This window comes from Reyranella sp. (genome assembly GCF_052439685.1).
In the GTDB taxonomy this organism is placed as follows: domain Bacteria; phylum Pseudomonadota; class Alphaproteobacteria; order Reyranellales; family Reyranellaceae; genus Reyranella.
On sequence record NZ_JBQVQG010000012.1, the window covers coordinates 54,401 to 76,373 of the forward strand.

A 21,973-nucleotide genomic window follows, 5' to 3' on the forward strand; every position below is an offset into this window, starting at 1 on the left:
GGTCTCGTGCGGTCCGCGCTCAAGACACTCTACGAGGTGACGGGAGTCCTGGGCGGCATCTTCATGGTGCTGCTCCTGGTCTTCGTCCTCTACTCGGTCGGCCCGGGCGTCGGCCTCTGGATCGAGCAGACCTTCGGCCTGCCCAATCCGGCACCCTACGTGGCGCGCTCGGCCGACGAGTTCGCAGGCTACGCCATGCTCGCTTCGGCGTTCCTGGCGCTTGCCTCGACCTTCGGCCGCGGCGAACACATCCGGGTCACCCTGTTCGTCCAGCGCCTGCAGGGAACGCCCCGGCGCCTGGCCGAGATCTGGTGCCTGGCGCTCGGCAGCCTGCTGACCGGCTACCTTGCCTGGTTCTCAGGCAGGCTGTGCTGGCAAAGCTACGAGATCAACGACCTCTCGACCGGCCTGGTCGCCACGCCGCTGTGGATGCCGCAGGTCGGCATGGCGGTGGGTGCCGTGGTCCTGTGCATCGCCGTCGTCGAACAACTCGTCGTGGTCGCGACGGGCGGTCCCCTCATGGAAGAACCTTCGGGCGAGGAAGCCGCCCACCTGGAGCGCTGATGGGCAGCATCGACGCCCAGATCGCGCTGCTCGCGATCTGCGCCCTGTTCTTCCTGTTTGGCACCGGCATCTGGATCGGCATGAGCATGATCGGCGTGTCGATCGCCGTCATGTGGCTGTTCGCGCCGGCCAAGCCCGCCGGCGATGCGATGGCGACCGTGGTCTTCTCCGACCTGTCGTCGTGGACGCTGACGGCGCTGCCGCTCTTCATCTGGATGGGCGAGGTCCTGTTCCGAACGGCCATCTCGGAGGAGATGTTCCGCGGACTCGCGCCCTGGATGCAGCGCCTGCCCGGCCGGCTGGTCCATACCAACATCATTGGCTGCACCATCTTCGCCGCCGTTTCGGGCTCGTCGGCCGCGACCTGCGCCACCATCGGCAAGATGACCGTGCCGGAGCTGCGCCGCCGCGGCTATCCCGATGCCATCGCCATCGGCAGCCTCTCCGGCGCCGGCACGCTTGGCCTGCTGATCCCGCCGTCGCTGATCATGATCGTGTACGGCGTGCAGGCCGAAGTCTCGATCGCGAAGCTCTTCGCGGCCGGCATCATCCCGGGCGTCCTGCTGGCCGGCCTGATGATGTCCTATGTCGCCGGCTGGTCGCTGCTCAACCCGTCGAAGATCCCGCCGGCCGATCCGGCGATGCCGCTCACGGAAAAGCTGCGCGAATCGAGTTCGCTCATCCCGGTCGTCCTGCTGATCCTGCTCGTGCTGGGCTCGATCTATGCCGGCGTCGCCACCGCGACCGAATCGGCCGCATTCGGCGTGCTGGGCTCCTTCGCCATCGCCTTCTGGCAACGGCGCCTGACTCTCCGGAATTTCTGGGACAGCGTGATGGGCGCGACGCGCCTCACCTCGATGATCCTGCTGATCCTGGCCGGTGCCTCGTTCCTGAAGCTCGCCATGGGCTTCACCGGCCTGCCACGCCACCTCGCCGAGACCATCGCCGCGATGGGCCTGACGCCCGGCATGCTGATCCTGGTGCTGGCCGTCCTCTACATCATCCTGGGCTGCTTCCTCGATGGCATCTCGATGATCGTCCTGACCGCCGCCATCGTGCTGCCGATGATCGAGCAGGCCGGCATCGACAAGATCTGGTTCGGCATCTTCATCACCATCGTGGTCGAGATGGCGCAGATCACGCCGCCGGTCGGCTTCAACCTGTTCGTGCTTCAGGGCATGACCGGCAAGTCGATCTTCTGGATCGGCAAGGTCTCGCTGCCCTTCTTCCTGTCGATGGTGCTGTGCCTGCTGCTGCTCTACTTCTTTCCGGGCCTCGTGAGCTTCCTGCCCGACATGATGGTCAACGCCGCGCGCTGACCTCGCGATAAAAGTCCTTCAGCAGATCGAGCACGTCGAGCACCGGCCGGCCGAGCGCGTGCTCCAGCGCCTGCCTGTAGGGCGGCAGGTTGGTGCATTCGAGCACCACTGTATCCACGTCGGGATAACGCTCCAGGAGATCGCGCCCCGCCACCACCACCTCCCGCTCGACCGCCTCGCGATCGAGCGTCAGCCCGTTGCCCAGGAAGGTGCCGGCAAAGGAGCCGCCCTCGGGCATGCCGACCACCGGCGTATCGCCGGGTGCGCCGACCGCTTCGAAATGCGCCGGCGTCAGGTTCTTCGCGGAGGCGGTGATGACGCCGATCCTGCGGTGCGGCCGCTTTGCGATGTGAAGCAGTGCCGAGGTCGCCACCGGCACCGGCGACACCGCGGCGAGGTCCTCTTGATAGAGCGCGAGAAAGCCGCAGCTCGTCCCAAGCCCGACCGCCCCATCCGCCGCCAGCGCCTCGGCATTCGCCCTGAGCGCCGCCAGCACCCGCGGCCGGTCGGGATGCGCCACCACCGCATCGGCCGGTCCGATCCCATCCATGCGCCGCAAGATCACCGGGAAGTCGTACGACCCCGCATTCCCGACATCCCCCAAGATCCGCGGAAACCGCGTATCGAGCATCAGGATGCCCAACGGACCAGGGGGCGGACGATCAGACATTGCGCTTGGCGATCGCGCGGCCGGCGACGTAGCCGAACGTGAGGCACGGACCGATCGTCGTGCCGGCGCCAACCGACTTGGTGCCGATCGGGCTCGCCATCGCGATCCCCGCGCAATAGAGCCCGCCGATCACGCTGCCATCGGGCCGCAGCACGCGGCAGTACCGGTCGGTGCGCGGGCCCCCCTTGGTGCCGAGGCTCACATAGAGGAAAGGCGTGGCGTAGAACGGCGCCCGCTCGACCGTGCCGAGCGCGCGGTTCTTGGTATAGAAGCGCTCCCACACCGTCTCGCCGCGATGGAAATCTCGATCGACGCCTTCTCTCGACCAGCCGTTGAAGCGGTCGACCGTGGCGCGCAGTGCCGCCGGATCGAGGCCGATTTCCGCAGCCAGCGCCTCGATCGTGTTGGCCTTGCGGATGAACCCCTTCTCCTTCGACCCGAAATGCATGGAGAGCGTCATCGCCTTGGCGTAACGCGCGTCGAAGATCCTCCAGGCCGGCAGGTTCAGGTGACGTCCGTCGGGCCCGCGCTCGTCGATCGCGACACCGAGCGCCGGACTGCCTTCGCTGACGAAGCGCTGTGCGTCGCGGTTCACCAGGATGACGTGCGGGGCGTAGGTCTCGAGCAGCGGCTGGGCATGGCGGCGGCCTTCGTAGGCCGTGAAGGTCGCGGGCGAGATCAGGGCCTGGTCCATGTGCGCGAGTTCGGCGCCGACCTCGGCCGCCATCACCTGGCCGTCGCCGGTGTTGGTGTCGGGCGCGCCGGTGAGGTCGATGCCGGGGAAGTACCTGGCCATGAGGTCGCGGTTCCAGTCGAAGCCGCCGGTCGCCAGCACGACACCACGCGCGGCCCGGATCGTGCGCCGTTCGCCGCCGACCGTGGCCTCGACGCCTGCCACCGCATCGCCGTCCATCACCAGCCGGTGGACCGGTGCGTCGAGTTCGATGCGGCACCCCTTGTCGAGACAGCCCCGGACCAGTCCGATCACCAGCGCATTGCCCGCACCGACCCGCGCCGTCAGCAGGCGCCAGAGCAGGGTCGGCGCCATGCCGAGCGCACCGCGCACCGGGTTCTTGAGGACGCCGTCGACCAGCTCGCGATAGGTGAAGAGCTGCGTCTTCACCGAAGCCCGCACCCGGTTCCACCAGCGGCCCAGCAGGAACTTGCTGAGGGGCGTGGTCGAGACCATGCGCCCGAACGGCCTGCCCCCCGGCAAATCGGCATAGGGATCGGGATGGTTGACCAGCTCGAAGCGGAGCGGCGTCTCGTCTTCCAGGAAGCGCAGCATCGGCGCCGATTGCTCGGCCAACACCTGCCACAGCTCCTGCTCGCTCTCCTCCCAGCCGGGCGGCGCCGCGCCTTTGATGTAGCGTAGCGTCTCTTCGGGCGAGTCCTCGATGCCCGCCGCCTTCATGTGATGGTTACCCGGCACCCAGGTGCCCGCGCCCGACATTGCCGTCGTGCCGCCGAGCCAACGGGACTTCTCGAGCACGAGCACGCGTGCGCCATCGTGCGCAGCCGCCAGCGCCGCCGACAATCCAGCAGCGCCGGAGCCGACCACGATGACGTCGTACTCCATCAATGCGAGCGCCCTATTTCGGCGGCTCGGGCCACTTCTTCTGCTCGCCGCGCGCGCTTTCGAACCATCGCGACAGGCGCATCACGCCGGAATCGTCGAAGCGCCGGCCGGAGATCTGCAGGCCGATCGGCTTGCCTTCCTTCGTGTAGGCGCAGTTGATCGAGGCGGCCGGCTGTTCGCTCATGTTGTACGGCATGGTGAAGCCGATATGGTCCATCGCCCGGTTCACGTCGTTGGAAGGCATCTCCCATTCGGCCGGGAAGGTGGGCACCGGCGAGGTCGGCGACAGCACGTAGTCGAACGGCTGCGTCGCCTTCACGGTGGCGGCGCGGGTGGCCATGTAGTTGTTCACGCCGCGGATCACCATGGGCCCCGAAACATCGGCGCCGGCGCGGCACCAGTCGGCGATGAAGGGAAGCACCTTCGCCTGGCGTGCGTGGCTCAACGCCGAGAAATCGACCCAGCTCCGCACCCGCCAGAAGATGTCCTGGAGGTCGAGCATGGCGGGGGTCATGAACGGCGCGACGGGTTCGACATGCGCACCGGCCGCCGCAAACAGCTTCGCGGCCGCCTCGATCGCCGCCTTCGTTTCCGGCTCGACCGGCATGCCGCAGCCCGCATCCATGTGCAGGCCGATCCTGAGGCCCTTCGGTTCGAGCGGCCGGGCGCTAAAATCGATCTCGGCCGGCGGCAGGCTCATGTGGTCGCGCCAGTCGGGCTTGGAAAGTTCGGCCATCAGCAGGCAGGCGTCGGCCACGCTGCGCGTCATCGGCCCGATCGCGCGCCCGAAGAACGGCGGATCGACCGGCACACGGCCGAGGCTGGGCTTCAGGGTGAAGATGCCGTTCCAGCTCGCCGGCAGACGGACCGAACCGCCGATGTCGGTGCCGAGATGCAGCGGGCCGTAGCCGGCCGCGGCGGCAGCCCCGGCGCCGGCGCTGGAGCCGCCGGGGTTCCAGGCGAGGTTCCACGGGTTGCGCGTCAGCGGATGGAAGGAACTGCGCCCCGAGGACAGCATGCCGTAGTCGGGCATGGTGGTCTTGGAGAGGATGATCGCCCCGGCCTCGCGCACCCGCGCCGCGGCCGGCGCATCGTTGGTCGCGGGCACCAGTTCGGTCGCCGCCGTGCCGAGCGGCATCGGCACGCCCTTGGTGGCGATGTTCTCCTTGATGGTCATGGGGACGCCATCGAGCGCGCCCTGCGGCGCCCCCTTCTGCCATCGCGCCTCGGAGGCCTTCGCGGCCTTGCGCGCGCCTTCGAAATCGGGCGCGTAGAGCGCCTTCAGCTTGGGCTCCCAGGCCTCGATACGGGCGATCACGGCGTCGGTCGCCTCGACGGGCGACAGCGACTTGGATTTGTAGGCGGCGAGCAGCTCGCCGGCGGTCATGTCATGCAAAGCGGTCATGGAGCGAACGTACACGATTTTCGAATGAGGGGTTTTGGGGCGATTTCCCGCACGCTCGCTTGCAAAAGCCGCGCCCGGTCCCGACTTCGTTCCGACCGGAAACGCAGTTAGACTGAAGCGATGGTCTATCTCGAGCTGCTGATCGCCCTCGTCCTCATCCTCATCAACGGTGTCCTCGCAATGTCGGAACTGGCGGTCGTCTCGGCGCGCCGGGGCCGGCTGAAGGCCATGGCCGAGGGCGGGTCGCGCGGCGCTGGCGCAGCACTCCGCCTGGCCGACGATCCGGGCCGCTTCCTCTCGACGGTACAGATCGGCATCACCCTGGTCGGCATCCTGGCCGGCGCCTTTTCCGGCGCCACCTTGGGCGCGCGCCTCACGACGGTGCTGGTCGACAGCGGCATGCCGCTGCGCTTCGCCGAGCCGTTGGCCTATGGCGGCGTGGTCGCCCTCATCACCTATCTGTCGCTGATCGTGGGCGAACTCGTGCCGAAGCAGATCGCGCTGCGCAACGCCGAAGCCGTCGCGTCGACCGTGGCCCCCGGCATGGCGATGCTGGCGCGCATCTCCGCGCCGCTCGTGTGGCTGCTCGACGTCTCGGGCAAGGCGATCCTGCGTCTGCTGGGCGGGCGGCAGGGCGGCGATTCCGCGGTGACGGCCGAGGAGATCAAGGCACTGATCGCCGACGGCGAATCCTCGGGCGTCATCGAGCCGCGCGAACGTGGCATGATCAGCGCGCTGATGCGGCTCGGCGACCGCTCGGCGCGCGCCATCATGACGCCGCGGCACGATCTCGACATCGTCGACCTGTCACTCGAACCGCAGGCGCTGCTGCAGACCGTCCAGTCGAGCGTCCACTCCCGGCTGCTCGCCTGGGATCCGGCCGCGAACCACGCCGCCGGCGTCGTCCGCAAGAACGACCTGCTCGATGCCTTCATCCGCGACGGCACCGCCGATCCGCGCACCCTCGTCAGGCCCGCGCCCATCGTCCCCGACACCATGGATGGGTTTGACGTGCTCGACACGCTGAAGAACTCGCCCGCCCACATGGTCCTGGTGCAGGACGAATACGGCGAGCTGCTGGGCATCGTCACGACCGCCGACATCCTGGAAGCCATCGTTGGAGCCTTCCAGACCGACGAGGGCCCGGCCGAGCCCGAGGCCAAGGAGCGCGACGACGGTTCGTGGCTGGTGGCAGGCAGCATGCCGGCCGACGAACTCGCCGAGCTGCTGGGCATCACCGCCAAACGCACCGCCGACTTCCACACCGTCGCCGGCATGGTGCTGGCCGCAATGCGCCGCCTGCCCAAGGAGGGCGATTCCGTCATGGTGGGCGGCTGGCGCTTCGAGGTCCTCGACATGGACGGCCGCCGCATCGACAAGCTGTTGGCAACCCGCGCGAAGGCGGTGCACCGGGCGGTGAATACGTGACGCATCGTGTCGATCCGAAGATGATCTACCGATTCATTCTTGTCCTCGTGTCGTCCCTGTTCTTTGCGGGCATCGCGCGGGCGGCCGAATGCGACGCGCGCCTGAGCCTTCCCTGGGAGACAGCCGGACCTGGCTACTCCGGCGACGCCGTCGTGCGCGGCGCGAGCTGCGCCAATGCAGTCGTGTTGTTCGTCGCGCGTCGTCCCGGAGGTGAGCCGAAGTTCGACGAGGCGCCCGACAAGGCCTTGCCGGGCAATGCCCCTCTTGCCCTGGAGATCGTTCCCGTCGCGGAAGTTCCCGCGCTTGCCAAGGCGGGCGATGGGGCGGCGATGACGAAGGCTCTGCCCGCCGCACTCGGCGCGTGGTTGCGGATGCAGGCGGTACCGCAGAAACCGACGAATCGGGCGGCCCTGATCGCGGCGGGACCAACAAAGGGCGACTGCAGCGTGGCGGACACGCTGCCCTGGACGGCTGCGGGACGCGGCTATCTCATCGATGTCTTCTCCGATGGCACCGACTGCACCAATGCCGCGACCGCGCTCGTGATCCGGGCGCCGGACGGACGGCCGCTCTACAGCGCCGCGACACCGGGCATCATCGTCGATATCTACCATGCCGATCTCAGGACGCGGGCGGACATGAAGAAGGCGCTGACAAGCATCGAGACGATGACGGAGGACACGACCGGGAAACTGCCGGAATGGCCGGAGGGCCTGACTGAACGCGAGATCACCCAGGGCGACTTCACGACGACCGTCGCCGAGCCATTCGACCGAACCTCCTGGAACGCGCTGCGCGAAGCCCGGCGGCCGATGCTGCCGGTCGACCCCGGAATCGAATCGATGAGCCTCGTGGTCCTGATGCCGGATGGCCGGGTCGTCGAGGTCGGACGGACCCGGCAGAACTGAAGCGTCAGCCCTTGCCGACGCCGCCGATCCGGTCGGCGATGATCTTGGTGAGGTAGGGCGCGGCGAACAGCACGACGAGCAGGCGGACCGTCTGCATGGCCATGACGAACGACACGTCGACGTCGGTCGAGGCCGCGATGATGGCGATCGAGTCGGCGCCGCCGGGGCTGGTGGCGAGATAGGCCGTGAGCGGATCGATGCCGGCCGCGAACACCATGAAGGCCGCGACCCCGCCGCACATCGCCAGCATGACGAAGATGCACAGCAGGATACCGGGAAGCCGGCGCAGCACGTGGACCAGCAACGCGCGCGTGAAGCGCAGGCCGACGTTCCAGCCGACCAGCGCGTAACAGCCGGCGAGCAGCCAGGTCGGCAGTTCGATGCGCAGCCAGCCGAGATGCGTGAGCACGATGCCGCCGACCAGGGGCACCAGGAAGGCGCCGGCCGGGATACTGAGTCGCCGCGCCAGCCAGGAGCCCACGCCGGCCAGCGCCAGGGTCTCGAGCAGAGGCAACCAGGCGACCTCGGGGAACCACACGATCGCGTCCGGCGCGTGCTGCGAGGCGCCGCCGAAGTAGCGCGCCACCGCGGCCGCGACGGCGGCGACCATGACGACCCTCAGATACTGCATGAAGGCCACCATGCGCATGTCCGCGCCATAGGCCTCCGCCATGTAGGTCATCACCGAAGCGGCACCCGGGCTCACGCCCCACAGCGCCGTCGTGCCGGGCAGCATCTGCCAGCGCGTCATCTGCCAGCCCACCCAGGTGCTGGCGGCGACGACCGAGACGACGCCGACGGTGAACAGCGCCCAGTGTCCCAGGATGTCGCCGACGATCGTGAGCGGCACCATTCTGGCGATCATGGCGCCGACGATGCCCTGCGCCACCGCGAAGACCGGCACGGGATAGGTCACCTTGCCGCCCCAGGACGCGAAGGCGACACCGGCGAGCAACGGTCCCAGCATCAGGGCGGCCGGCGCGTGCAGCCACAGCATGAGCGCCGTCACGGGAATGGTCAGCGCGATCAGCGCAGACCATGAGGTGAAGTGTCGGCCAATGGCTTTCATCCGCCGGGCCGTGATTGGGACGAAAGCGAATACCTTGCTCGTCCGGTCGGTTGCGTCAGGTCAGAAACTCCTCGGCCTCGCCGTTCATGGCGCGGATGGTCGCCATCAGCTCGGCCACCGCAAGGACCAACCTTGCATCATCCGTGCCGCGCAGGACGAGCGAGACGCTGGGCTTGCCGTTGCGGAAGGCCGGGTACGAGCCGATGTCGAGATCCTCGTAGCGCTTCTGCAGCGCGCCCAGCGGTTCGGCGATGATGCCTTCGGCGAGGTTGGTCCGCACGGTACGTGAAAGGACGGGTGTGCCGCCGACCAGCCGGTGCTTCATCGACTGGAACATCGCCTCGGCAACCTTGGGGATGCCGGCGAAGGTGAAGACGTTCTCCATCTGGAAGCCGGGCGCCACGGACACGGGATTGTCCACCAGCACGCCGCCGTGCGGGACCCGCGCCATGCGCCGCCGCGCCGGCGTGAACAGGGCCGGATCGCCGTAATGCCGGGTCATGCGAGCCACCGCCTCGGGATGCTCGGAGATACCGACCCCGAACGCCTTGGCGATGCAGTCCGCGGTGATGTCGTCGTGGGTCGGGCCGATGCCACCGGTGGTGAAGACGTAATCGAACTTGGCCCGCACCTCGTTCAGGGTCGCGACCACGGTCGCCTCGATGTCGGGAACGACCCGGGCCTCCATGACCCGGACGCCGAGCTTGCCGAGCTCGGTGGCGAGATACTGGATGTTGGAATCGCGGGTGCGGCCGCTCAGAATCTCGTTGCCGATCACGAGGATGCAGGCGGTGACGATTTTTGCCGGGTCTGACATGCAATGCCTGCGTAATTTTCGTTTGGTTTCAGGACCGTAGCGGAGGCAAAGCAGCCGGCCAAGCGGTCGTGCCGGCCTTGTTACCGCCCGTATCGCATGCCAAATAGGGCCCATGACCAATTCACGCGAAATCGTCGACGACAGCGCCGACTATTGGCGCCGCGACGAGCGCACCATCAAGCTGCACGGACCCGAAGGCTTCACCGGCATGCGCCGGGCCGGCCGGCTGGCCGCCGAAACGCTCGATTTCATCACCCCCCATGTACAGCCGGGTGTGACGACGGAAGAACTCGACCGGCTCTGCCACGAATTCATCCTCGACCACAAGGCGATCCCCGCCCCGCTGAACTATCGCGGGTTCCCGAAGTCGATCTGCACCTCGATCAACCATGTCGTCTGCCATGGCATCCCGGGCGAGAAGCGGCTGCAGAACGGCGACATCGTCAACATCGACGTCACCGTCATCCTCGACGGCTGGTACGGCGACACCAGCCGCATGTATTACGCGGGCGATGTCGGCGTGAAGGCCAAGCGCCTGTGCGACGTCACCTACGAGGCGATGATGCGCGGCATCGCGGCGGCCAAGCCCGGCGGCCATGTCGGCGATATTGGCTTCGCCATCCAGTCCTATGTCGAGGCGCAGCGCTTCTCGGTGGTGCGCGACTTCTCCGGCCACGGTCTCGGCCGCATCTTCCACGACGCACCGAACATCCTGCATTACGGCAAGAAGGGTACCGGCCCGGTGCTGAAGCCCGGCATGTTCTTCACCGTCGAGCCGATGGTGAATGCCGGGACCTGGCAGGTGAAGGTGCTGAGCGACGGCTGGACCGCGGTGACCCGCGACAAGCAGCTCTCCGCCCAATTCGAGCACTCGGTCGGCATCACCGAGACCGGCGTCGAGTTCTTCACCCTGTCGCCGAAGGAACTCGCCAAGCCGCCGTACGACCTGGCCGAGACCAAGCCCCTCCAGGCCACGACGGCGTAATCAGGCGCGGTCCATCGTCAGGCGGTGACGGCCGACAGGACCAGCTTCTGGATGCCGCTGTCCGCTTCGGGCGACAGCGTGACCACGCCGTTCAGCCGCCCCTTCGCGCAGGCCAGCACGAAGCGGCCGGCCAACGCGTGGATCGGCTCGATGCGCTCGAGACGCCCCTCGCCCAGCCGCAGCTTCAACGACGCAAGCTCTGCGTCGCGCAGGGCTGCCGGCGTGTCGAGCAGGAAGTTCACCGCGAACGGCCGGTCGCCGCCCTCGATGCGGCCCGAGGCATAGGCCGCCATGACCGCGTTCACCGCGCGCACCAGCGCGGACGATGGATCCGCGAGAGCCGGCGGTGGCGCGGCGGCATGCAGCCTCTCCGCGACCTCCAGCGTGAGGCGCGACATCGGCGCATAGGTGCGGTTGCCAAAGGCGAAGACGCCCCAGCCGCGCCCCGGCAGCATCAGCACATGCGAGCCGTAACCCGGCAGGCCGCCGGCATGATGGATCCGCATGCCGAGCAGCGCGTCGGTTGAATGGGTAAGCCCGTAGCCATAGGCACTGGGTTGGCCCGCACGGGCGCCGGGCGGCGCATCGGCCGCGAAGGGCGGCGCGTGCCACAGCACCATCTCGCGCACGCTCGACCGGCAGATCGGCCCGACCTCGGGCGCGTCGCGTGCCGGCCAGGCATTCAGGAGGAACGACACGTAGCGCGCATAGTCGGGCACGGTGGTCGCCAGGCCGCCCATGGCACCGACCTCGCCGTCCGGTTCGATGCGCTCGCGCGACCAGGTCTCGCCGTCCCGCCGGTAGCCGAAGGCATAGTCGCCGCGCTCCGCGGCGGCGGGGGCATCGAATGTCGTGTGCGCCATGCCGAGCGGCTCGAGGAAGGTCCGGCGCATATAGGCCTGGTAAGGCTCGCCGCTCACGTTGGTCAGCACGCGGCCCAGCAGCGCGTAGCCCAGGTTGCTGTACTCGAAGGCAAGACCGGGAGGGCGGGCGAACAGATGGCCGGTGGCGATCACCCTGTCGAGTTCGGCCGGCGACATCCCGAGGACCCGGTCACCCCAAGGATCGTCGGTCACGAAGCCCGCGGTGTGCGTGAGCAGATGCCGCACCGTGACCGGCGCGCTGTCGCGGGTGGCCGGCTTCACCGCCGCGAACTGCGGAATGTAGTGCGCCAACGGCGCATCGAGGTGCAGCCATCCGCGGTCGCGCAACGACAGGATGGCCAGCGCCGTCATGTTCTTGGTCATCGAGGCGATGCGAAAGGCGGTCTCCGGCGCCACGCGCCGGCCGGCCTCCCGGTCGGCCAGGCCGACGGTCGTCGCATGGACGAGGCCGCCGTCCCGCACGATGCCCATGGCGAGGCCCGGAATCTCTTCCTGACGGGCAAACGCGGCGCAGGCCGCGTCGATCTCGGCGAACACCGTCGCCGGGTATTCTGGGTCGGACATGCCGGCATCGTATCACAAGGCCTGCTCGCCGCGATTTTGCCTTGCTCACCCGGCAAGGTTGCGCGGCATGGCAAAGAGTCGCCCTCACCTCAAGCCCATCGAGCCGCCGCCTCCGGCAACGGCTCCCGACGATGGGGCTTTGTTGACGCTGCTGGCCCAGGGTCTCCGCCTGCAATCGACCGACGGCCTGTGGCGGGTGAGCGGCAATACCCTGCCCCACCGTATCCTGCTGCGCGAGGCCGGCGGGACCTGGAACCGGCTCGACCAGTGCTGGGACTTCGCCGGCGAGGATCCCACGACCCGGCTTGCTGCGGCCCTGGAGGCAGCGCCCGCAGCCACGACCGGCCACAATAGCGGCGAGCCCGCCCCGCCCAAGCCGCACTATCACGGCCATCGCGGCCGGGTGCGCGAGCGCGTGCTGAAGGCCGGCGTCGAGCCGCTGGCCGACTACGAGCTGCTGGAACTGCTGCTGTTCTATTCGATCGAGCGGATCGACACCAAGCCGCTGGCCAAGGCCCTGCTTGAACGGTTCGGCACCCTGGGCGACGTGTTCGCCGCCGAGCCGGCGCAGCTGCGCGAGTTCGAGATCGACCAGCGCACGCTGGTCCATTTCAAGGCAATGCGCGAGGTCGGGCGGCGGCTGGCGGAGCGCAAGGTCAAGGACATGCCGGTCCTGACCAACTGGCAGCAGCTCATCGACTATTGCCACACGGCCCTCGCGCACGAGAAGACCGAGCAGTTCCGTATCCTCTTCCTCGACCGCAAGAACGTGCTGATCGCCGACGAGGTCCAGCAGCGCGGCACCATTGACCACACGCCGGTCTATCCGCGCGAGGTGGTGAAGCGCGCGCTGGCGCTGAATGCCGCCGCTCTCATTCTGGTGCACAACCATCCGTCGGGCGACCCCAAGCCCAGCCGTGACGACATCGAGATGACCCGCGAGATTAAGGCGGCAGCCGAGGCGCTGGGCATCTCGATCCACGACCATTTGGTGATCGGGCGCAAAGGCCACGCGAGCTTCAGGAGCCTGGGGCTGTTGTAGGCGCTGGCTAGTCAGGAGCCGCTTCGCGGCGGTCGCTGAGTGGCAGTACGATCAGGCCGGCAGCGATCGCAAGCCACACACCGCTCCACCAGACGATGGCGTAGCTTGCCGTGCTGTCGAAAATAAAGCCGCCGACGAACGCGCCGAGCGCACCGCCCACGGCGTGTCCGGTTGCGATCAATCCCATAGCCAATCCCATCCGTCCGATCCCGAGACGGCTCGCAACCAGGCTCGCGGTCACGGGCACCGTGGCGTAGTCGACAGCACCGAACATCACCGCGAATGCCAGCAGCATATCGTAGCTGGCGCCGACGTTCATGAGCATGATGAAGGCCGTGCTGCGGACGAGATATATGGCACCCAACAGGAGAGGCCTGTTGACGCGGTCGGCAAGCCAGCCGGCGGCTATCATGCCGGCAAGATTGACAGCGGAAAGCGCGCCATAGGCCGCGGCGCTCGGCAATGGCGGGAACCCGCAGAAGGCGGCGAACGGGATGAGATGCGTTTCGATGATGCCTGTGGTCGTATAGCCGCACAGCAGGAAGCTCCAGAACAGGGCATGGAAGACCGGGCGGCTCACCAGGTAGCCGAGGTCGCCGGCGAGAGTCCTCGCTGTCTGGGGCGCGCCTCCACGCACCGTCGCCTCCTTCCCGCGCCTCATGGCCCCCAGCAGCAGCGGGACGAGCAGCAAGGACGCGAGCGCAAGCGCAGCGTAACTCCAGCGCCAGCTCATGGCCGTCATCACCCAGGCGATCAACGGCACGATGACGAACTGGCCGGCAGTGGCGCCGGATGTCGCGATACCGAGGGCGAGGCCGCGATTGGCGTCGAACAGGCGCACCACGCCAGTCGACACGACGTGCGTCGCGACGATACCGAAACCCACGGCTGACAGGCCACTGAAGCCGACCACGAACAGGAGGGGCGAACTGGTGATCGCAATCAGGCTGCACCCGGCCACAAGGGCGCACAAGCCGATCGCCAGCACCGCGCTCGGCCCATGACGGTCGACGAGGCGACCGGCGAACGGCGCGACGATTGCCATGGTCATGAGTGCCATGGCGCCCGTTCCCGATATGAAGCTACGCGTCCAACCGAGTTCGGCCGACCACAGCGGCATGACCAGTCCGAGCGCTGCGCGTGCGGAGAAGGCGAGCCCAAGTGCCAGAAAGCACAGGCCGACCACGCACCAGGCGAGCACCCCGGCTTCATTTCGCCGGGCTCCATTCAACACTGCCATCGCGCAGCCTCCGGTGGACGCCGCCAACCTGCAGCTCACGCCCCGGGAAAGACAGCCAGCAGTGGTCGTCGACGCTTTAGATCAACTAAAGTAAGAGCCATGGTCGTCCCCCTGCATTTGCTTCACACCTTCGTCGTCGTGGTTCGGGCCAAACGTATGGATCGCGCCGCCGAGAGGCTTGGCCTCAGCCCTGGCGCCATCAGCCAGCGCATCAAGGCGTTGGAAGTCCGGCTGCAGCGGCGGCTTCTCGATCGTTCGAGATCGGGCCTCGAACTGACCCGGTCTGGCGCCAAGCTCTTTCGCGCCGTCGCAGGACCTTTGGACAAAGTCTCGGCGGGCTACGCGGCCGTTTCGGGGGGGCGACGACAGCAAACGGATCACGATCAATACGGCACCGTCCTTCGCGGCTTCGTGGCTTGTGCCGCGACTCGGGTCCTTCACGGCTGTCCATACCGACGTCGCGATCTCCATCGAGACGGACACGCGCATCATCGATCTCGCCACCGATCCCGTCGATCTCGTCATTCGCCACGGCCTTGGCCGGTGGGATGGTCTCGCCAGCCACTGGCTCATGGCACCGGAACTGGTCGTCGTCGCCAGCCCCAAATTACTGGCGAAAGGCCCTCCGATCGCGACGCTTCGCGATTGCCTTCGATATCCGCTCCTGCACGACATCCAACGCCGGGACTGGAGCTTGCTGTGCGAGGCTCTTCGAACCAAGACCACCGTCACCGATACCGGCCCGGCTTACGCCGATGACCATCTGCTGGTGCGCGCGGCCGTCGCGGGCCAAGGTCTGGCGCTCGTCTCGACGGTGTACGCCAATTCCGAGATCGAAGCCGGCCGGTTGATCGTGCCCCTGGACATAAGTTGGCCGACAAAATTTGCCTACTACCTCGTGGGTACCCCGAAGACCTTCCGACGCGCGGCTGTGAAGCAGTTCAAGGATTGGATCCTGTCCGAGGCAAAATCGGGAGATGAAAGGTAGAGATCATTGTCGCAGCCATCGAGATGACGCGCGAGACCAAGGCAGCGTCAAAGGCGCTGGGGATTAAGATCCACGACCACCCGGTGATCGGCCGCAAGGGGCACCCGAGCTTCAGGAGCCTGGGCCTTCGGACCTAACGCCCGTCCACCGGCAGGCTAGGTTCCGGGGATCGAAGCGACCACCACCGGCGCCAGGAGGCGGTCCAGGTCTTCCGGCTTGAACGGCTTCCGGATGAGAGGCAGCGCACCCATCACGCTGCCGACCGGGAACCAGTGAGTGAGCGTCTTTGAGGTCAGGATCACCCGCGTCCTGGGTTGGTTTGCCGTAACCCAGCGCGCGAGGGCCGAGCCGTCGCTCACATCCGACCAATCGATATCGGTTACGATGTAATCGAAAGCCTGATCATAAGCAGCCCGTATGGACGCGCCGCCATGTTGCGATTCCAGGATTCTGAATCCGCATCTTCTCAGATGTTCCAGGAGGACGTCCCGAGCTACCGGGTCGTTTTCAACAACAAGAATTGACAGGCCTGAGGTGCCTGCACCGTCTGAGTCCACCAACACCCACCCCAATTCTGATGCGCACGGCTTCCCACGGCCGAGCCCCCACTATGCAGCTTGGCCAGTTTCGGTTCACAAGCAGGAGCCGCAAACCGGAATTGCCGATCATTTTTTGCGCTATACTCTTGGCCATGATCGGAAAAATCCTTGTCGGCATCGGCGGTTGGACCTTCGAGCCGTGGCGCGGCGTGTTCTATCCCGACGACCTCACGCAGAAGCGCGAGCTGGAATATGCCAGCCGTCAGCTCACCTCGATCGAGATCAACGGCACCTACTATTCGAGCTTCAAGCCGGCGAGTTGGGCGAAGTGGCATGACGAGACGCCGGATGGGTTCGTCTTCGCGGTGAAGGCCTCGCGCTACTGCACCAACCGCAAGGTGCTGGCGGATGCTGGCGAATCGGTGCAGCGCTTCGTCAGCCAGGGGCTGGTCGAACTCAAGGACCGCTTGGGGCCGATCAACTGGCAGTTCATGGGCACCAAGAAGTTCGATCCAGAGGACTTCGAGGCCTTCCTGAAGCTGCTGCCGCGCGAGGTCGGTAAGCTGCCGCTGCGACACGCGCTGGAAGTGCGGCACGCCAGTTTCAAGGACGAGCGCTTCTACGATCTCGCACGCAAATACAAGGCGGCGATCGTCTATGCCCACGACAAGGATTTCCCCGAGATCGACGAAGCGACCGCCGACTTCACCTATGCCCGCCTCATGCAGTCCGAGGAAAAGGTGAAGACCGGCTACAAGCCGGCCGAGATCGACAAGTGGGCCAAGCGCGCCGAGGCGTGGGCGAAGAAGGGCGACGCCTTCGTCTACTTCATCTCCGGCGCCAAGGTCCGCAATCCGGCAGCCGCTCAGGCGCTGATCAAGAAGCTCGGGTAACGTCCGCCGCCGCTTGACTCGAAGAAGATCGGCGCCTAATTGTTAACTCTATGGTTAACAATAAAATCGCTGGCCTGGACCGAACCTTCTCAGCCCTCGCCGACCCCACGCGAAGGGCGCTGCTCGCCCGGCTCGACGCAGAGGAAGCCGTAACGGTCAGCGAGCTGGCCCGGCCCTTTCCGGTCTCGCTGCCGGCCATCATGAAGCATCTCGACGTGCTCTCCGACGCCGGTCTGATCGTGCGTTCCAAGTCCGGCCGCACCGTCACCTGCCAGCTCAAGGCGGAGCCGATGGAGCAGGCGATGAACTGGCTCGCGCATTACCAGCGTTACTGGTCGCAACAGCTCGACCGCCTCGCCGCCTTTCTGGAGGAAGACGACAAATGGCCAGCAAGCCCAGCCTCGCCCTCAAGCGCCGCCTCAACGCCCCGCCCGAGAAAGTCTACGAAGCCTGGACGCAGCCCGAAAAAATGATCCGCTGGTGGGGCGTCATGGGCCACCACCGCTCCCCCATTGCCGAGACCGACCTTCGGGTCGGCGGCCGCTTCCGCGTCCAGTTCTGGACACCGGACGACGAGCATCACAGCGTGAGCGGCATCTATCGCGAGATCGTACCGCCGACCAGGCTCGTCTTCTCCTGGGCCTGGCAGAGCACGCCGGAACGCGAATCGCAGGTCACGATCGGCCTTAAGCCCGACAAGGATGGCACCCTCCTCACCCTCACCCACGAGCAGTTCTTCGACGAGAAGGCGCGCGACGGCCATCGCGGCGGCTGGGGCCGGGCACTCGACAAGCTCGAGGAGCTGTTCGCGTGACCCTGGGCCACTTTCGCTCGCCCGTCGCCCTGAGCGACGCCGGCATCTGGGCGCTGCAGTTCGCGGCGCTGCCGCACGATATCGCCGGCCTCGCCCGGGTCCTGCAGGGCCTGCTCGTGCACGAACACTTGCTCGACGTCTACGGCGTCACCCGTTCGGAACGTCAGTACGACGAGCCCCATGTGCGCGGTGCCGGGGAGATTCTGGAACGAATCGCGGTCCATGATGCGCGGCCGCTGTCTGAGCCCCGCCCGCCCGGCGCGCGGTTCGCGGGCTGCTGCCGCCACTACGTGCTGCTGCTCGTCGCGATGCTCCGGAGCAAGGGGATTCCGGCCCGGGCGCGCTGCGGCTTCGGCGCCTACTTCGTGCAGGACAGGTTCGTCGATCACTGGGTGACGGAGTATTTCGACGCGGCGCAGCGGCGCTGGATCCTGGTCGATGCCCAGATCGACGACCGGCAGCGCGCCCTGTTCGGCATCGACTTCGACACGCTGGATGTCCCGCGCGACCGGTTCCTGGTGGCGGGCGATGGCTGGCGGCTGTGCCGTGACGGCAAGGCCGATCCGCAGACCTTCGGGGTCCTCGACATGGCGGGCCTCTGGTTCATTGCCAGCAACGTCATTCGCGATGTGGCGGCCCTCGACAATCGCGAGATGCTGCCGTGGGACGTCTGGGGCGGCATGACCCGGGACGATGCCGGGATCGATCTCGCCTTGATCGACCGGCTGGCGGGCCTGACGCACGAGCCCGACAGGCACCTGGAGGAGCTACTAACCCTCTCCGTCGACCAGCGGATCGCCGTGCCGACCACCGTGTTCAATGCCGTCCGCGGCCAACCGGAAGCGGTTTCCCCCTTCGCCCATTCGGCCTAAGCTCCCCCGGTCCGACCGGAGCTTCCAGAACCCAAGGAGGCATGCATGCCTGCTCTCTCGCTCGACCATTACAATGTCTACTGCGCCGACCTCGAGGCGACCGTCCGCTTCTACGAACGCTATGTCGGCCTGACCAACGGCGACCGTCCGCCCTTCCCTTTCCCCGGCGCCTGGATGTACGCGGGTGACAAGGCGATCCTGCATCTCATCTCCGAAAGCGGCCGCACCGACCAGGGCAGCGGCGCGATCGACCACATCGCCATCAACTGCGCCGACATCCGCGGCACCCTCGACCAGATCAAGCAGGATGGCCTTCCCTTCGAGGTGAAGAAGGTGCCGGCGCGCCCGCTGCAGCAGGTCTTCGTGCACGACCCCGACGGCGTGATGATCGAACTCAACTTCTGGCACGAGGAAGATGTGGCCGAACTCCAGGGCTACGACCCGATGAGCAACAAGATCACCGCCGAGAAGCAGAAGGTCCCGGCCTGACCCGCGCAGCGACGGGACCGAAGGGTCAATCGAACGTCGGCGTGGCGGCCAGTTGCTCCCAGTAGTCCGCGGGGAGCAGATCGCGCCCCGCGAGCAGGCACCTGAGATAGGCGCGCTGCGGCTTCAGGCCCTCACCCTGCATCAGCGCGACATAGACGATCGCCTCGACCTCCTCACCGGTATCGCCGCGCACCACGCGGATCGTGCGGCGTTCGTAGTGGCCGCCCGCGACGCCTTCGTAGATGTCGAGTACCGCGAAGCCCTCCGGCGGCAGGGCGTTCAGCGTGCCGTGCACGACGGCGCCCTCGGCCAGCACGATGTTGGCGGCCGCACCGCCGCCCATGTCGCGCTCGGGCTTGTCGAAGGCAAGCCGCCAGCCGTCGAGCCGGCCGGCGATCCGCTCGCCACGCGGCACGCCGCGCGGCGCGAGCCGCTGATCGAACAGGCGTGCGGCATCCATGTTGGAACCGTATGCGAAGTACCAGGTCAGGCCATCCGCCATACGCGTACCCCCTCATCGTAACCCCGGATCGCGACAGGACCGAGATCGACGGCGCCCTCGCACGGGGTTGCGTCGCGCACCGACTGCGAGATCAGCAATTGCGCACCCACCTCCTTGGTGAGCTGCTCGAGGCGGGCGGCGAGGTTCACCGTATCGCCGATCACCGTGTATTCCTTGCGCTGCGGCGAGCCCACCGTGCCCGTCACCGCCGGACCGAGATGAACGCCGATGCCGATCCTGAGCGCCCAGCCCGGATGCGTACCGTTCCACCGCTCGACCGTTTCGATCATGCCGCGCGCCGCCGCCAGCGCGTTCCGTGCCGCCGAGGGGTCCTCGAGCGGCGCCCCGAACAGGGCCATGAACCCATCGCCCAGGAACTTGTTGATGATGCCGTTGTTGCGGTCGATCACCTCGATCATCTCGGCGAAGAACGAGTTGAGCAGCGCCACCGTCTCCTCGGCGCTGCGCCGGCGCGTCATGGCGGTGAAGCCGCGAATGTCGAGGAACAGCACGCAGACGGTGCGAATCTCGCTCGGAGGATCGGAGCGCGTCGCCAGCAGGCGGTCGACCACCGCGGGCGAGACATGCTGGCCGAACAGGTTAGTGACCCGGTCGCGGGCCACCACGGCGCGCACCGACTTCTCGAACTGGGTGCGCAGGCTCGTCGCCACGTAGGCGGCCACCAGGCCGCAGGCGAAGAAGATGAGGCTACGGCTGAAATGGAACAGCGGCGCGGCCTCCGGGATCTCGCCCCATGGCTGGAGGGGAACCAGCCACATGACCAGCACCATCTGCTGAAGGCTGGCGACCGTCCCGGTCCAGACCGACAGCCAGAAATCGAGCCGCAAGGTCGAGAGAAGGATGAAGACGAAGTAGAGCAGCGGCGGCCAGTAGCTGAACACCAGCACCGGGTCCATGTAGTGACTGAGCGTGATGATGATGACGGCCGGCAGCGACGTCTCGATGAGGGCATTCGTGAAGCGGGCCACCTGCGGGAAATCACGGTCGCGCGCCGCCCGGTAACGCAGGAAGGTGAGGGAGCCCAACTCATAGATCAGGAAGGGTGCGATGCCGACCAGCGGCAGCCAACCGGGCACATCGCGCTCGAAGATGCGGGAGGAGTAGTCCGAGAAGACGTTCGCGACCACCAATGCAAGGCCAAGCAGGCCTGCCAGGATGATGGCGAGGGCGCGCATGCGCTGCTGCTCGCTGCGGATGATCTCGCGGCGGAGCGCGTCTGCGAAGAAGTCGGGCACCGCGGGAGTCATCGGCCGGCAACCTAGCCAGAGCCGCCGGGCTCCACAACGGGCCGGTGCGATGCTACGTACACTCCATGTCGATGAAGGACGTCGCGCGGGAGATTCAGGGCAAGATCGCCAACCTGGCGCTCCGCATGCCGATTTCTTGGGTGAACATCCTGGCCGGGCCACCGGTGGCGGTCGACGGGCGGACCCTGGACGGCCGCGCCCAGTGGTTCCTGAAGCTCCTCGCCCTTGGCAAACAGCCGCCCCTCCATACGATGAGCGTGGTCGAGGCCCGCGAGGAGTACGACGCCTTCATGCAGTTGTTGGGCGGCAGGCCCGCCCCGGTCAGCGAGATCGTCGATCGCGCCCTCCCGGGCCCCGCCGGTCCGATGCGCGTCCGCATCTACCGGCCGGCGGGCACCGTGGCCCGTCTGCTGCCCACGATCCTTTATTTTCACGGCGGTGGCTGGGTAATCGGCAGCCTCGAAGGCTACGATCTCGCCTGCCGCTATTTCTGCGCCCGCTCGGGCTGCGCCGTCGTCGCCGTCGATTACCGGCTGGCGCCCGAACACAAATTCCCCGCCGCCGTCGACGATGCCCTGGGCGCCTACCGCTGGCTGGCCGACCAGGCGGTCACGCTCGGCCTCGACCCCGACCGCATCGTCGTAGCGGGCGATTCAGCGGGTGGAACCCTGGCCGCTGTGGTGGCACAGACGATGCGAGGCGAGGCGCACCCGCCCTGCCTGCAATGGCTGATCTACCCCGCCACCGACATGGCGGGCAGCAGCGCCTCGCACCGGAGTTGCGGTGAGGGCTTCCTGCTGACGGAAGCCGACATGACGTGGTTCCGAACCCACTATCTCCATGGCGACGCGGACATCGATGATCCGCGCGCGTCGCCGCTTCAGGCCACTGACGTGAGCGGGTTGGCCCCGGCGCTGATCTTCACCGCAGGCTTCGATCCCCTGCGCGACGATGGGCAAGCCTATGCAGACAAGCTGCAGACCGCAGGTGTCAAGGTCGTCCACCGCGAATTCGAGACCCTGATCCACGGATTCGTCGGCATGCGCGGCGCCTTGCACGCGGCGGCGCGGGCGATGGACGACATGGTCGCCGGCCTGCGCCACGAGCTGGCACAACTCGGCCGATGACGGAGCG

Annotated in this window: 24 protein-coding genes and 1 pseudogene; 15 read left to right on the top strand and 10 right to left on the bottom strand. The window is 67.1% G+C overall.

Features of this window, described 5'->3' with window-relative positions:
* The first annotated feature begins 6 nt into the window (after positions 1–6).
* A complete protein-coding gene (locus ACT6UX_RS16685; protein WP_444776273.1) occupies positions 7–564 on the top strand; it encodes a TRAP transporter small permease in 558 nt (185 codons plus the stop codon).
* Positions 564–1,883, top strand: a complete 1,320-nt coding sequence (locus ACT6UX_RS16690; RefSeq protein WP_444776274.1) for a TRAP transporter large permease — start codon at positions 564–566, stop codon at positions 1,881–1,883. Before ACT6UX_RS16685 ends, ACT6UX_RS16690 begins: the two co-directional genes overlap by 1 nt.
* Here ACT6UX_RS16690 and ACT6UX_RS16695 read toward each other — a convergent pair.
* From ACT6UX_RS16695 to ACT6UX_RS16705, 3 genes are all read right to left on the bottom strand, one after another.
* Positions 1,867–2,433, bottom strand: a complete 567-nt coding sequence (locus ACT6UX_RS16695) for an aspartate/glutamate racemase family protein (RefSeq protein WP_444776275.1) — start codon at positions 2,431–2,433, stop codon at positions 1,867–1,869. The two genes, ACT6UX_RS16690 and ACT6UX_RS16695, sit on opposite strands and share 17 nt — an antisense overlap.
* 112 nt (positions 2,434–2,545) lie before the next feature.
* Complete coding sequence (locus ACT6UX_RS16700) at positions 2,546–4,132, bottom strand: FAD-dependent oxidoreductase (RefSeq protein ID WP_444776276.1); 1,587 nt, start codon at positions 4,130–4,132, stop codon at positions 2,546–2,548.
* A 13-nt stretch (positions 4,133–4,145) separates the two neighbouring features.
* Positions 4,146–5,537, bottom strand: a complete 1,392-nt coding sequence (locus ACT6UX_RS16705) for an amidase (protein WP_444776277.1) — start codon at positions 5,535–5,537, stop codon at positions 4,146–4,148.
* A gap of 120 nt (positions 5,538–5,657) precedes the next feature.
* Between ACT6UX_RS16705 and ACT6UX_RS16710 the strand changes: the two genes are divergently transcribed.
* Together ACT6UX_RS16710 and ACT6UX_RS16715 are read left to right on the top strand one after the other, a co-directional pair.
* Complete coding sequence (locus tag ACT6UX_RS16710) at positions 5,658–6,965, top strand: hemolysin family protein (protein WP_444776278.1); 1,308 nt, start codon at positions 5,658–5,660, stop codon at positions 6,963–6,965.
* On the top strand, positions 6,962–7,873 hold the full coding sequence (locus ACT6UX_RS16715) for a hypothetical protein (RefSeq protein ID WP_444776279.1): 912 nt from the start codon (positions 6,962–6,964) through the stop codon (positions 7,871–7,873). The genes ACT6UX_RS16710 and ACT6UX_RS16715 overlap by 4 nt, the downstream gene beginning before the upstream one ends.
* Before the next feature lie 4 nt (positions 7,874–7,877).
* On the opposite strand, the gene ACT6UX_RS16720 is transcribed toward ACT6UX_RS16715, so the two are convergent.
* Complete coding sequence (locus tag ACT6UX_RS16720; RefSeq protein WP_444776280.1) at positions 7,878–8,942, bottom strand: AbrB family transcriptional regulator; 1,065 nt, start codon at positions 8,940–8,942, stop codon at positions 7,878–7,880.
* 55 nt (positions 8,943–8,997) lie between these two features.
* A complete protein-coding gene (locus ACT6UX_RS16725) occupies positions 8,998–9,759 on the bottom strand; it encodes a competence/damage-inducible protein A (RefSeq protein ID WP_444776281.1) in 762 nt (253 codons plus the stop codon).
* A gap of 112 nt (positions 9,760–9,871) precedes the next feature.
* Between ACT6UX_RS16725 and map the strand changes: the two genes are divergently transcribed.
* On the top strand, positions 9,872–10,744 hold the full coding sequence (map, locus tag ACT6UX_RS16730) for a type I methionyl aminopeptidase (protein ID WP_444776282.1): 873 nt from the start codon (positions 9,872–9,874) through the stop codon (positions 10,742–10,744).
* A gap of 17 nt (positions 10,745–10,761) precedes the next feature.
* Here the strand turns inward: map and ACT6UX_RS16735 are convergent, their stop codons facing one another.
* On the bottom strand, positions 10,762–12,192 hold the full coding sequence (locus tag ACT6UX_RS16735; protein WP_444776283.1) for a serine hydrolase domain-containing protein: 1,431 nt from the start codon (positions 12,190–12,192) through the stop codon (positions 10,762–10,764).
* 67 nt (positions 12,193–12,259) lie between these two features.
* Between ACT6UX_RS16735 and radC the strand changes: the two genes are divergently transcribed.
* Complete coding sequence (gene radC, locus ACT6UX_RS16740; protein WP_444776284.1) at positions 12,260–13,234, top strand: RadC family protein; 975 nt, start codon at positions 12,260–12,262, stop codon at positions 13,232–13,234.
* A 7-nt stretch (positions 13,235–13,241) separates the two neighbouring features.
* Here the strand turns inward: radC and ACT6UX_RS16745 are convergent, their stop codons facing one another.
* Positions 13,242–14,474, bottom strand: a complete 1,233-nt coding sequence (locus ACT6UX_RS16745; protein WP_444776285.1) for an MFS transporter — start codon at positions 14,472–14,474, stop codon at positions 13,242–13,244.
* A 156-nt stretch (positions 14,475–14,630) separates the two neighbouring features.
* Between ACT6UX_RS16745 and ACT6UX_RS16750 the strand changes: the two are divergent.
* The 3 genes and pseudogenes from ACT6UX_RS16750 to ACT6UX_RS16760 all read left to right on the top strand — a co-directional run.
* A pseudogene (locus ACT6UX_RS16750) lies at positions 14,631–14,702 on the top strand (LysR family transcriptional regulator); the annotation flags it as partial.
* 190 nt (positions 14,703–14,892) lie between these two features.
* Positions 14,893–15,462 (top strand): LysR substrate-binding domain-containing protein, encoded by a 570-nt coding sequence (locus ACT6UX_RS16755; protein ID WP_444776286.1) that lies wholly within the window; start codon positions 14,893–14,895, stop codon positions 15,460–15,462.
* A 23-nt stretch (positions 15,463–15,485) separates the two neighbouring features.
* Entirely contained in the window at positions 15,486–15,599 is a 114-nt protein-coding gene (locus ACT6UX_RS16760) for a JAB domain-containing protein (RefSeq protein WP_444776287.1), read from the top strand.
* A gap of 18 nt (positions 15,600–15,617) precedes the next feature.
* On the opposite strand, the gene ACT6UX_RS16765 is transcribed toward ACT6UX_RS16760, so the two are convergent.
* Entirely contained in the window at positions 15,618–16,019 is a 402-nt protein-coding gene (locus ACT6UX_RS16765) for a response regulator (RefSeq protein ID WP_444776288.1), read from the bottom strand.
* 134 nt (positions 16,020–16,153) lie between these two features.
* Here ACT6UX_RS16765 and ACT6UX_RS16770 point away from each other — a divergent pair, with 134 nt between their 5' ends.
* The 5 genes from ACT6UX_RS16770 to ACT6UX_RS16790 are packed head-to-tail and all read left to right on the top strand — an operon-like array spanning position 16,154 to position 19,069.
* Positions 16,154–16,894 (top strand): DUF72 domain-containing protein, encoded by a 741-nt coding sequence (locus ACT6UX_RS16770; RefSeq protein ID WP_444776289.1) that lies wholly within the window; start codon positions 16,154–16,156, stop codon positions 16,892–16,894.
* Between the two features lie 50 nt (positions 16,895–16,944).
* Positions 16,945–17,367 carry an ArsR/SmtB family transcription factor gene (locus tag ACT6UX_RS16775; RefSeq protein ID WP_444776290.1) on the top strand — a complete coding sequence of 141 codons (423 nt, stop codon included), beginning with the start codon at positions 16,945–16,947 and terminating at the stop codon, positions 17,365–17,367.
* On the top strand, positions 17,277–17,708 hold the full coding sequence (locus tag ACT6UX_RS16780; protein ID WP_444776291.1) for an SRPBCC family protein: 432 nt from the start codon (positions 17,277–17,279) through the stop codon (positions 17,706–17,708). Before ACT6UX_RS16775 ends, ACT6UX_RS16780 begins: the two co-directional genes overlap by 91 nt.
* Complete coding sequence (locus tag ACT6UX_RS16785; RefSeq protein WP_444776292.1) at positions 17,705–18,580, top strand: transglutaminase-like domain-containing protein; 876 nt, start codon at positions 17,705–17,707, stop codon at positions 18,578–18,580. The genes ACT6UX_RS16780 and ACT6UX_RS16785 overlap by 4 nt, the downstream gene beginning before the upstream one ends.
* Before the next feature lie 45 nt (positions 18,581–18,625).
* Positions 18,626–19,069 (top strand): VOC family protein, encoded by a 444-nt coding sequence (locus tag ACT6UX_RS16790; RefSeq protein ID WP_444776293.1) that lies wholly within the window; start codon positions 18,626–18,628, stop codon positions 19,067–19,069.
* Positions 19,070–19,094: 25 nt separating this feature from the next.
* Here ACT6UX_RS16790 and ACT6UX_RS16795 read toward each other — a convergent pair whose 3' ends face one another.
* The gene (locus ACT6UX_RS16795) at positions 19,095–19,571 is read right to left on the bottom strand and encodes a gamma-glutamylcyclotransferase family protein (protein WP_444776294.1); all 477 of its coding nucleotides are present in this window, start codon (positions 19,569–19,571) and stop codon (positions 19,095–19,097) included.
* Positions 19,556–20,839 carry an adenylate/guanylate cyclase domain-containing protein gene (locus ACT6UX_RS16800; protein ID WP_444776295.1) on the bottom strand — a complete coding sequence of 428 codons (1,284 nt, stop codon included), beginning with the start codon at positions 20,837–20,839 and terminating at the stop codon, positions 19,556–19,558. The genes ACT6UX_RS16795 and ACT6UX_RS16800 overlap by 16 nt, the downstream gene beginning before the upstream one ends.
* Before the next feature lie 65 nt (positions 20,840–20,904).
* Between ACT6UX_RS16800 and ACT6UX_RS16805 the strand changes: the two genes are divergently transcribed.
* Positions 20,905–21,966: an alpha/beta hydrolase gene (locus ACT6UX_RS16805; RefSeq protein ID WP_444776296.1), complete on the top strand. Its 1,062-nt coding sequence runs from the start codon at positions 20,905–20,907 to the stop codon at positions 21,964–21,966.
* Positions 21,967–21,973: the final 7 nt, after the last annotated feature.

Bases quoted from the DNA above. Each gene is read 5' to 3' on its own strand.
- ACT6UX_RS16690 (WP_444776274.1), top strand. From the start codon at position 564: ATGGGCAGCATCGACGCCCAGATCGCGCTGCTCGCGATCTGCGCCCTG.
- ACT6UX_RS16695 (WP_444776275.1), bottom strand. From the start codon at position 2,433: ATGGATGGGATCGGACCGGCCGATGCGGTGGTGGCGCATCCCGACCGG.
- ACT6UX_RS16700 (WP_444776276.1), bottom strand. From the start codon at position 4,132: ATGGAGTACGACGTCATCGTGGTCGGCTCCGGCGCTGCTGGATTGTCG.
- ACT6UX_RS16705 (WP_444776277.1), bottom strand. From the start codon at position 5,537: ATGACCGCTTTGCATGACATGACCGCCGGCGAGCTGCTCGCCGCCTAC.
- ACT6UX_RS16710 (WP_444776278.1), top strand. From the start codon at position 5,658: ATGGTCTATCTCGAGCTGCTGATCGCCCTCGTCCTCATCCTCATCAAC.
- ACT6UX_RS16720 (WP_444776280.1), bottom strand. From the start codon at position 8,942: ATGAAAGCCATTGGCCGACACTTCACCTCATGGTCTGCGCTGATCGCG.
- ACT6UX_RS16725 (WP_444776281.1), bottom strand. From the start codon at position 9,759: ATGTCAGACCCGGCAAAAATCGTCACCGCCTGCATCCTCGTGATCGGC.
- map (WP_444776282.1), top strand. From the start codon at position 9,872: ATGACCAATTCACGCGAAATCGTCGACGACAGCGCCGACTATTGGCGC.
- ACT6UX_RS16735 (WP_444776283.1), bottom strand. From the start codon at position 12,192: ATGTCCGACCCAGAATACCCGGCGACGGTGTTCGCCGAGATCGACGCG.
- radC (WP_444776284.1), top strand. From the start codon at position 12,260: ATGGCAAAGAGTCGCCCTCACCTCAAGCCCATCGAGCCGCCGCCTCCG.
- ACT6UX_RS16745 (WP_444776285.1), bottom strand. From the start codon at position 14,474: ATGGCAGTGTTGAATGGAGCCCGGCGAAATGAAGCCGGGGTGCTCGCC.
- ACT6UX_RS16760 (WP_444776287.1), top strand. From the start codon at position 15,486: ATGACGCGCGAGACCAAGGCAGCGTCAAAGGCGCTGGGGATTAAGATC.
- ACT6UX_RS16770 (WP_444776289.1), top strand. From the start codon at position 16,154: ATGATCGGAAAAATCCTTGTCGGCATCGGCGGTTGGACCTTCGAGCCG.
- ACT6UX_RS16775 (WP_444776290.1), top strand. From the start codon at position 16,945: ATGGTTAACAATAAAATCGCTGGCCTGGACCGAACCTTCTCAGCCCTC.
- ACT6UX_RS16780 (WP_444776291.1), top strand. From the start codon at position 17,277: ATGGCCAGCAAGCCCAGCCTCGCCCTCAAGCGCCGCCTCAACGCCCCG.
- ACT6UX_RS16790 (WP_444776293.1), top strand. From the start codon at position 18,626: ATGCCTGCTCTCTCGCTCGACCATTACAATGTCTACTGCGCCGACCTC.
- ACT6UX_RS16795 (WP_444776294.1), bottom strand. From the start codon at position 19,571: ATGGCGGATGGCCTGACCTGGTACTTCGCATACGGTTCCAACATGGAT.
- ACT6UX_RS16800 (WP_444776295.1), bottom strand. From the start codon at position 20,839: ATGACTCCCGCGGTGCCCGACTTCTTCGCAGACGCGCTCCGCCGCGAG.
- ACT6UX_RS16805 (WP_444776296.1), top strand. From the start codon at position 20,905: ATGTCGATGAAGGACGTCGCGCGGGAGATTCAGGGCAAGATCGCCAAC.